Genomic DNA, 8,387 nt, shown 5'->3' with positions numbered 1-8,387 from the left:
TTTATTAACCAAGCTTGTTCTGCTCAGCCTTACAAACTGCAGCGGTAAACACCACATCTGTTGAGCTATTAAGCGCTGTCTCAGCTGAATCTTGAATCACGCCGATAATAAAGCCAACCGCAACAACCTGCATCGCCACATCGTTTGAGATACCAAATAGGCCACAAGCAAGCGGGATAAGCAGTAGCGAACCGCCAGCAACGCCCGACGCACCACAAGCAGATACCGCAGCAACAATGCTTAGTAGTAGTGCAGTAAAGATGTCGATTTCGATGCCCATAGTATGCACAGCGGCCAATGTCAGAACCGTAATGGTGATCGCGGCGCCCGCCATATTGATGGTCGCACCAAGCGGGATAGAGACAGAATAAGTATCTTCATCCAAATCTAGCTTCTCACAAAGCGTCATGTTCACTGGGATGTTAGCCGCACTTGAACGCGTGAAGAATGCCGTTACACCACTTTCACGTAGGCATTGGAATACAAGCGGGTATGGGTTTTCTTTGGTCTTTACGTAGACAATGATTGGGTTTACAACCAGCGCAATGATGGCCATAGCAAGTAGCAGAACGAACAGCAGTTGTGCGTAGCCAGCAAGAGCAGAAAAACCAGTTGTTGCGAAGGTGTTCGCCACAAGACCAAATATACCAAATGGCGCTAGACGAATGATGAAACGTACGATTTGTGACACGCCGTGGCTTAGGTCTTCAAATACCGCTTTGGTCGTGTCTGAGGCATGATGTAGAGCTAAACCAAGACCAATTGCCCACGCCAAAATACCGATGTAGTTAGCGTTCATCAGCGCGCTAACTGGGTTGTCGACAAGCTTGAACAGTAGTGTGTGTAGAACTTCTGCAATACCTTGCGGTGGCGTTGCTCCTTCCGCACCGGCAACCAAGGTTAGCTCGGTTGGGAATAGGAAACTAAGTAAAACCGCAGTCAGTGCCGCAGAGAAAGTACCGATGAGGTAAAGCACCACGATTGGGCGCATATGGGTCGTTTGGTTTTTCTTCTGATTCGCAATAGAAGCTGCTACAAGAATGAAGACTAAAATTGGGGCGACAGCTTTTAGTGCTCCAACAAACAAGCTACCAAGCATTCCAAAGCTTTGAGCCGTTGAAGGAGAAGCGACAGCGAGGATAACACCAAAAACGATACCCGCGAGGATCTGAAGAACCAGATTACCATTGGCATAACGGGCCAGCATGCTAGAACTTTGCATTTTTATATCCCTGTATTGATTCCGAACTTACCCTTGGAGTAATGATTTATTTAAGATCCCAAATTGGCAGAACGGTTATTATGTAAGAAAGTGTGTTTGCGTTCGGTATCTTATCAAGACAGAGTGATGTGTCTACAAATAATTCAATTGTTGAATGATTTATTTGTTTTTGTATTAAAAATGGGTGATATATGTTGCGTATTATGGTTGTTGTGACACGAAAAAAGGCAGCGAAAGCTGCCTTTTTTGATGAAAAGTACGGTCTGAAAACGAAGGGTTAGCCTTGCAGCATAACCGTCGCTTCGCCCTTGATAGCTACTTTTCCTTGCTCATTAAGTACTTGAGTCAACAGCTTAGCGATAGGCTTGTCTTCTCTGACTTCTGTTACTTCCACACGAGCCGTTACCGTCTCACCAACACGGATCGGACAAGTAAATTGCAATGTTTGCCCAAGGTAGATGGCACCCGGTCCAGGGATTTTGGACGCCAAGAGACCGGACACAAGGCTTGCGCCTAGCATGCCATGCACAATAGGCACCTCAAATGGTGTCATTGCTGCAAAAGCTTCATCCAAGTGCACAGGGTTATAGTCTTCTGCTAACGAGGCAAACTGCTCTACCGCCGCTTTGTCGAGTGTCTTACTTAGGCTTGCATGTTGTCCCACTTCAAGCGACATGGCTGCTCTCCTCTTGTTTCGCTAGTACGTCTTCAATTCGTTGTTTTACATAGTTTCCTGGGGCATCGAGTTCACCTTCTAGTACGCGAGCTTCAATTTTTTGGGAGAAGTTGCGCGCATCTAGCCACTCTTGCCAGTGTCCCCACCAAGAGCCAGTGTGCTTGTCCGCTGTGTTGAGCCAAGTATCTGCATCTGTATCGACCTTGTCGTTGGTCCAATAACCATACTTAGTCGAATCTGCATGATTCATTGGGCCAGCAATGTGACCACTTTCGGCTAACACAAAGGTGTTTTGACCGCTAAGTAGGTCTGTGCCTTTGAAGGTACCTTTCCAGAGCGCGATATGATCTTCGATAGCCGATAGGAAGAAAGTCGGCGATTTGACTTTAGAGAGGTCTATACCGACGCCATCGATCTCAATACCGTTTGGTTGGCTAAGTTTGTTCTCGAGATAGAACTGGCGAAGCATCTGATTGTGGCAGCTTGCGGGTACGTTAGTGTTGTCGCTGTTCCAATGTAGCAAGTCAAACGCGACAGGCTTTTCACCTTTTAGATAATTGGTGATGTAGTAGTTCCAGTACAGGCTGTTCTCGCGAAGCAAGCTAAATGAAACCGCCATCTGACGTCCGTCCATATAACCTTGGTGATTGTTTTGAGCTTCAATCGCCGAAATCATTGGATCATTGATAAAGATGCCGAGTTCACCTGGTTGTTGGAAATCGAGAATCGTTGTCAAAAGAGTTGCCGATTTAATGCGTTGTTTGCGGCGTTTACCAGCAAGGTATGCCATCGCAGCCGTCAGTAAGGTGCCGCCAATGCAGTACCCTAGACCGTTGACCTCACGCTCTCCAGTTTGCGCCTCTATGGCATCAAGCGCAGGAATAATGCCGTCGGTCACATAGTCACCGAAATCGGTATCTCGATAAGACTCATCTGGGTTAATCCAAGAGATCATAAATACTGAGTGCCCTTGATCGACGAGCCACTTCACGAACGACTTACGCTGATTCAAGTCCATGATGTAGTACTTGTTTACGAAAGGCGGTACTAGCATCATCGGTCGCTTGTACACTTCTTCTGTTGTCGCCTGATACTGGATTAGCTCAAACAGGTGGTTCTTAAATACGACTTTGCCTTCTGTGGCAGCAATGTTCTCACCAACGACAAACGCTTCGCTGTCGGTCATGCGGATATTGAGCATGTCGACACTCTTGCTCATGTCCTTTTGTAGTTGGTCGAGACCCTTTACTAGGTTCTCACCGTTGGACTCGAGCGTCAGTTTCATGACTTCTGGATTGGTCGTAATAAAGTTGCTCGGAGACATGGCGTTTAGAAATTGGCGAGCAAAGAACTCAAGGCGCTCTTTCGCCTCAGGCTCGATATCTTGTGTGTTGCTGATGGTATCTAACACAGACTTACACACTAACTTATAGCTCTCTTTGATGTAGCTATAAAAAGGGTTTTGTGACCAACTTTCATCCCTAAAGCGTGGGTCCGTTTCTTTTTGAGTTTGCTCACTGGTCGATAAGATGCAGTCATTAAATAGATTGATCTGCTGATTCCACCAAGTCATTTGCTGCTCTAAAATACTGGTTGGGTTGCTCGCGACCGATTGAGCAAGCTGACTCCAGTCTTCCACTTGAGATTTGAAGATGGTGGATTGAGTAGGCTTTTGAAACGCGCCAAACCATCCTTGGGTGGCTTGAAAGTAACTATCGATGACATCTTGGAATGGGGGCTTTTTGTCCATCTTCTCATCCTTCATTGCTTAAAAAATAGGGCGACTCATGTTCATCAAACCAAGCGTTAAACTCATGGTCAGTGAAGCGGTACGCCCATATCAAAAGGGGGAGCCAAGGTTACTTGTTTGGCGTGATAGAGCTTGCAGAGATCTCGTCTACTGCAGCTTTAAACTCATTACCAATCTGGCTTAGCTTTTGACCGTCTTCTAGTAGACGCTGGCTTACTTTAGTAATGATCTCTAGTTGCTTGCTGCCGTGGTTCATAAGATCTTGTGGCTGCTTGATTGCGACTAGGCTTTGTAGGTTCTCGTTAGTCAACTCGCTGTATGCAGTTAGAGTTTCGATCTGCATTTTTGAAAGTGTTTCTACATTCTTTGCAACCAATTGGCTGAAGTTAGCAAATGGGTTAAGAACAGATTGAAGTTGAGCATTCACTGCTTCTAGAGCGGCTTGATTTTGCATGGTTACCTTCCTTTTAAACGTCTTTTTGATGAACAACGCGTCTCTATTATCGAGTTACCTGTCCAGTTGTTGATTTAAGTCATGGAATTCAAACAAGCGTTTGAATATGGATATGATGAAGAATGCATGTCCCTTTGTCACTAGCCCACAGTGGCATAATTTATAGGCGAATCACTCTAAATATAAGGCTTAGTGTTTAATTGGCGCTTGTGTCTGATTGCATAAGTGCCCATTTTTATTGGTGTTAATGAATTGTTGATATTTAAACTGTGTTTGAATCGCGATTAAAATAGTCGGTGAATAATTACTTAAAATGATATCTGGATCACATAAAAACTCGGTATAACCTGGGCGACAAACTAATACAAATATTCGATTGTTAATTAATAGTGCGCGCTAGCTATTTAATATTTGAATTGATGGTGTTTATTTGGCTATAGATTGATGGTGTGAATATTATCTCGATCAAGTATTATTGAATATGGACTCTTCTAGTTAAAGCTCTGATTTTATTGTTATTTTTATATTTTTATTTGAGATTTAAATTACAATAAAAATATTTTCCTATTGGTTTCATAAACTTAGATGCATATGAGGCTTGTAATGGATGTTAATGCGAAAAAGTTGATGTTAATCACTTGTTGAATTAAATTTTGCTGGATATATTAAAACGAGCGTTTGATACGGGCGTTTTAAATTATGAAAGTTAAAGTTGGAACGAAAGAAAAGATATTTAATATTGCTCAGTCTTTATTTATAGAGCGTGGCTATAACAATACTTCTCTAAGAGATATTACTCAAAAAGCAGAAGTAAACTTAGCCGCTGTGAACTATCACTTTGGAGACAAGAACTCACTGGTACAAGCAATACTGGATCACTATTTGGTTCACCTAATGCCAGAGGTTCATGAGCAACTTGTAAAGCTAAATATTAAAGCGAGCTTCAGCGTTGAAGAGGTACTTACCACCGTTAAGGCACCATTGCTGGGCCTGAATACCTTGCATCCAAATGGCATGCATAGCTTTTTGCTGCTCATCGCCAGTGGATACAGCGATGTGCAAGGACATCTGCGCTGGTTCATCGTCAATCACTACGGCAAAACCCTAGCGCTTTTTAAGCAATCGATGGTGAAAGCCAATCCCAATATTGATGAGGAGTCGCTGTTTTGGCGATTGCATTTTGCCTTGGGAGCGTTTGTTTTCGCCACCGTGTCCTCTCAGGCATTAAACGAGATCGCATCAAGCCAATTCGAACAAGACAGTGATTTATTAAATATTATCGAGCAAGCCATACCCTACATTTCGGCTGGCTTAGAAACCGACAACACGCAAGTTAATTGCGAAACTCAACAAAAGGACTAGTGGATATGAGTGTCATTACAAAGAAGTTGATCAGCCAGCCTGCATTTAATCTATTTAAGAAGGTGCTGCCACCACTATCAGCAACCGAACGTGAGGCAATGGAAGCCGGTGGTGTATGGTGGGATGGTGAGTTGTTTTCCGGCAATCCAGATTTCAACACGCTGCATAACTACCCTCAGCCTACTCTTACCGCCGAAGAGCAGCATTTTATTGATAACCAACTCGAAACGCTGCTTTCTATGCTCGATGATCACAAGATCGTCAAAGAAGATCGTGACTTACCAGCAGAGGTTTGGGAGTACCTGAAGAAAGAGCGTTTCTTCTCGCTGATCATTTCTAAAGAGTATGGCGGACGCGCCTTCTCTGCATTGGCCAACTCGACCATAGTATCCAAGATAGCAACACGTAGCATGAGTGCAGCGATTACAGTCATGGTTCCTAACTCTTTAGGCCCAGGAGAGCTGCTTTCCCACTATGGTACCCAAGAACAAAAAGACTATTGGTTGCCGAGACTTGCAAACGGAACCGACACCCCATGTTTTGCCCTAACGGGACCTGAGGCGGGTTCTGACGCGGGTGGTATCCCAGATACGGGCGTGGTTTGTTATGACGAATATCAGGGTAAAAAGGTTCTGGGTATTCGACTTAATTGGAATAAACGCTACATCACGCTTGCCCCAATTGCGACGGTAATGGGACTCGCGTTCAAAATGCTCGATCCCGAAGGTCTATTGGGTGACAAGAAGAATGTCGGTATCACTTGTGCACTTATCCCAACGGATCATCCTGGTGTCGTTATTGGTGAAAGACATGACCCTCTTCATCTTGCCTTTATGAACGGTACGATTCAGGGGAGAGACGTGTTCATTCCTATGGAGTGGCTGATTGGTGGTGCCGATTATGCGGGCAAAGGGTGGCGCATGTTGGTGGAATGCCTGTCAGCAGGTAGAGGAATATCGCTACCGGCATTAGGTACAGCGATTGGTCATCTCACAGCAAGAACGACGGGTGCTTACGCTTATGTTCGCAAGCAGTTTGGTATGTCGATTGGTAAGTTTGAAGGTGTAGCCGAAGCGCTAGGTCGCATTGGTGGTTTGAACTACTTACTCGAAGCTAGTCGAACACTGACGACTACCTCGCTCGATATGGGGCAAAAACCAGGCATCGTCACTGCGATAGCTAAATACCATATGACGGAAATATCACGCACCATTCTTAATGACTCGATGGATATCCACGCCGGACGCGCGATTCAATGCGGTCCAATGAACTATTTGTCATCAGCTTACTTAGGTGTGCCTGTAGCCATCACTGTAGAAGGCGCGAATATCCTGACCCGTAACCTTATGATCTTTGGTCAGGGTGCCACGCGATGTCATCCATATGTATTCCAAGAGATGGAAGCGGCAGCAAACCCAGATCATGAAGCGGGTCTTGAGGCATTTGATAAGCTGCTGTTCAAACATATCGGTCACGCAACCAAGAACTCTATTGGAGGCTTGTTTGCTGCGTTGACGGGATCTGCGTTGACGTCGTCTCCGGTCAGTGGTGCTACAGCTCGCCACTACAAGAACTTGAAGCGTCTAAGCAAAGCGCTTGCCGTGAGTGCTGACTTCGCGATGTTAACCTTGGGGGGCGAACTAAAGCGTAAAGAGCTGATCTCGGCGCGATTGGGTGATGGTCTTGCCTACTTGTACTTGGCGTCAGCGGTATTGAAGAAGTTTCAGGACGAAGGTAGCCGAGCAGAAGAGCGCGACTTTGTCGACTACGCGGTTGACTACTGTTTCTATCATGCAGCTAAGTCTTTGAACGAGGCATATCGTAACTTTCCAAGCCAGATTGCAGGCAAAACGCTCAAATCGCTGCTGTTCCCAATTGGTAACCATTTCAAACTGCCTAGTGATGAGATTACCCTTCGCATAGCCAATAAGCTGATGGTGCCAGGTGAGATGCGCGACCGCTTAACCCACCTTTGCTATGTGGGGGCAGCAGAGGATGACAATGTCGGTCTAATGGACCGAGCGTTTATCGCTATGTATGGCGTTCGAGATTTAGAGAAAAAGCTCCTTGCTGGTGTAAAAGCAGGAAAGGTTGCACGCAAAGGCGTGTTGACTGAACGTTTGGCTCAAGCGTTGAAAGAAAACGTACTAAGTCAGGAAGAAGTCGAAAAAATCCTCAAAGCAGATGCGCTGCGCTATCGAGCGATTCAGGTTGACCATTTCAGCCATGATATGAAAACCACGTTAACCGGTGGTGTAGCGCAGGAGAACAAGTGTACACCGCAACAGACTAAAAACACTCCACAAGAAAAGCTAGCCAACGTTAGCTAACCCCCTAAAGCCTGTCTACTTATGTAGACAGGCTTTTTTATATAGCACTTTTTTACGTAACACTTTCTTATATAAAAATAAAAACTTAGTCAGAATGATCGAGGAACACGATGGAAAACGCACAACACTACCAAGCCCTAGAAAATATGTACTTAGCAGCTCCAATCAATGAGTTTTATCTGCCTAAAATTAAGGTTCAAGAAGGTCAGGCAGACATCGAGATTGAATTGCATAAAAAGTACTTCCACACTGGAGGTGCTGTCCACGGCTCCGTCTATTTCAAGATGCTAGACGATGCTGCTTTCTTTGCTGCCGCTAGCCTAGAGAAAGAGTACTTTGTGCTCACCACGTCTTTCACAACCTATATCACGCGACCCGTTTCTAAAGGTCGAATGAAAGCCGTAGGGAAAGTGGTAAACATAAATAGCAGTCAGTTTATTGTTGAATCAGTGGTGCACGACGGTGAGGGCCGTGAGATTGGGCGAGGCAACGGATTGTTTGTTCGAAGTAAAATGTTGCTGGCAGATATACCTGGTTATCAATTCTAGACACTGCCGCTAACCCCGAGGAGAAATATCAGAGCCATTTGAGAG

The 8,387-nt window shown here is 45.1% G+C and carries 7 protein-coding genes; 3 read left to right on the top strand and 4 right to left on the bottom strand.

Annotation, left to right across the window (positions count from 1 at the left end):
* Positions 1–4: 4 nt before the first annotated feature.
* The 4 genes from sstT to J4N45_RS26780 all read right to left on the bottom strand — a co-directional run bounded on the left by sstT (position 5) and on the right by J4N45_RS26780 (position 4,102).
* The gene (gene sstT / locus J4N45_RS26795) at positions 5–1,222 is read right to left on the bottom strand and encodes a serine/threonine transporter SstT (RefSeq protein ID WP_128650358.1); all 1,218 of its coding nucleotides are present in this window, start codon (positions 1,220–1,222) and stop codon (positions 5–7) included.
* A 277-nt stretch (positions 1,223–1,499) separates the two neighbouring features.
* A complete protein-coding gene (locus J4N45_RS26790; protein ID WP_252015847.1) occupies positions 1,500–1,898 on the bottom strand; it encodes a MaoC family dehydratase in 399 nt (132 codons plus the stop codon).
* Positions 1,888–3,648 carry a class I poly(R)-hydroxyalkanoic acid synthase gene (phaC, locus tag J4N45_RS26785; RefSeq protein WP_252015845.1) on the bottom strand — a complete coding sequence of 587 codons (1,761 nt, stop codon included), beginning with the start codon at positions 3,646–3,648 and terminating at the stop codon, positions 1,888–1,890. The genes J4N45_RS26790 and phaC overlap by 11 nt, the downstream gene beginning before the upstream one ends.
* 109 nt (positions 3,649–3,757) lie before the next feature.
* Entirely contained in the window at positions 3,758–4,102 is a 345-nt protein-coding gene (locus tag J4N45_RS26780; RefSeq protein ID WP_042469627.1) for a phasin family protein, read from the bottom strand.
* Between the two features lie 699 nt (positions 4,103–4,801).
* On the opposite strand from J4N45_RS26780, the gene J4N45_RS26775 reads away from it, so the two are divergent.
* The 3 genes from J4N45_RS26775 to J4N45_RS26765 all read left to right on the top strand — a co-directional run bounded on the left by J4N45_RS26775 (position 4,802) and on the right by J4N45_RS26765 (position 8,342).
* Positions 4,802–5,464 (top strand): TetR/AcrR family transcriptional regulator, encoded by a 663-nt coding sequence (locus J4N45_RS26775; protein WP_252015842.1) that lies wholly within the window; start codon positions 4,802–4,804, stop codon positions 5,462–5,464.
* Positions 5,465–5,469: 5 nt separating this feature from the next.
* Entirely contained in the window at positions 5,470–7,794 is a 2,325-nt protein-coding gene (locus J4N45_RS26770) for an acyl-CoA dehydrogenase (RefSeq protein WP_252015840.1), read from the top strand.
* A gap of 110 nt (positions 7,795–7,904) precedes the next feature.
* Positions 7,905–8,342, top strand: coding sequence for a PaaI family thioesterase (locus J4N45_RS26765; RefSeq protein ID WP_252015838.1), 438 nt, complete (start codon positions 7,905–7,907; stop codon positions 8,340–8,342).
* Positions 8,343–8,387 lie beyond the last annotated feature (45 nt).

Source organism: Vibrio sp. SCSIO 43140, assembly GCF_023716585.1.
Taxonomy (GTDB): Bacteria; Pseudomonadota; Gammaproteobacteria; order Enterobacterales; family Vibrionaceae; genus Vibrio; species Vibrio maritimus_B.
Note: the sequence above shows the minus strand (reverse complement) of the source record. Positions and strands in the feature narration are given on the sequence as shown.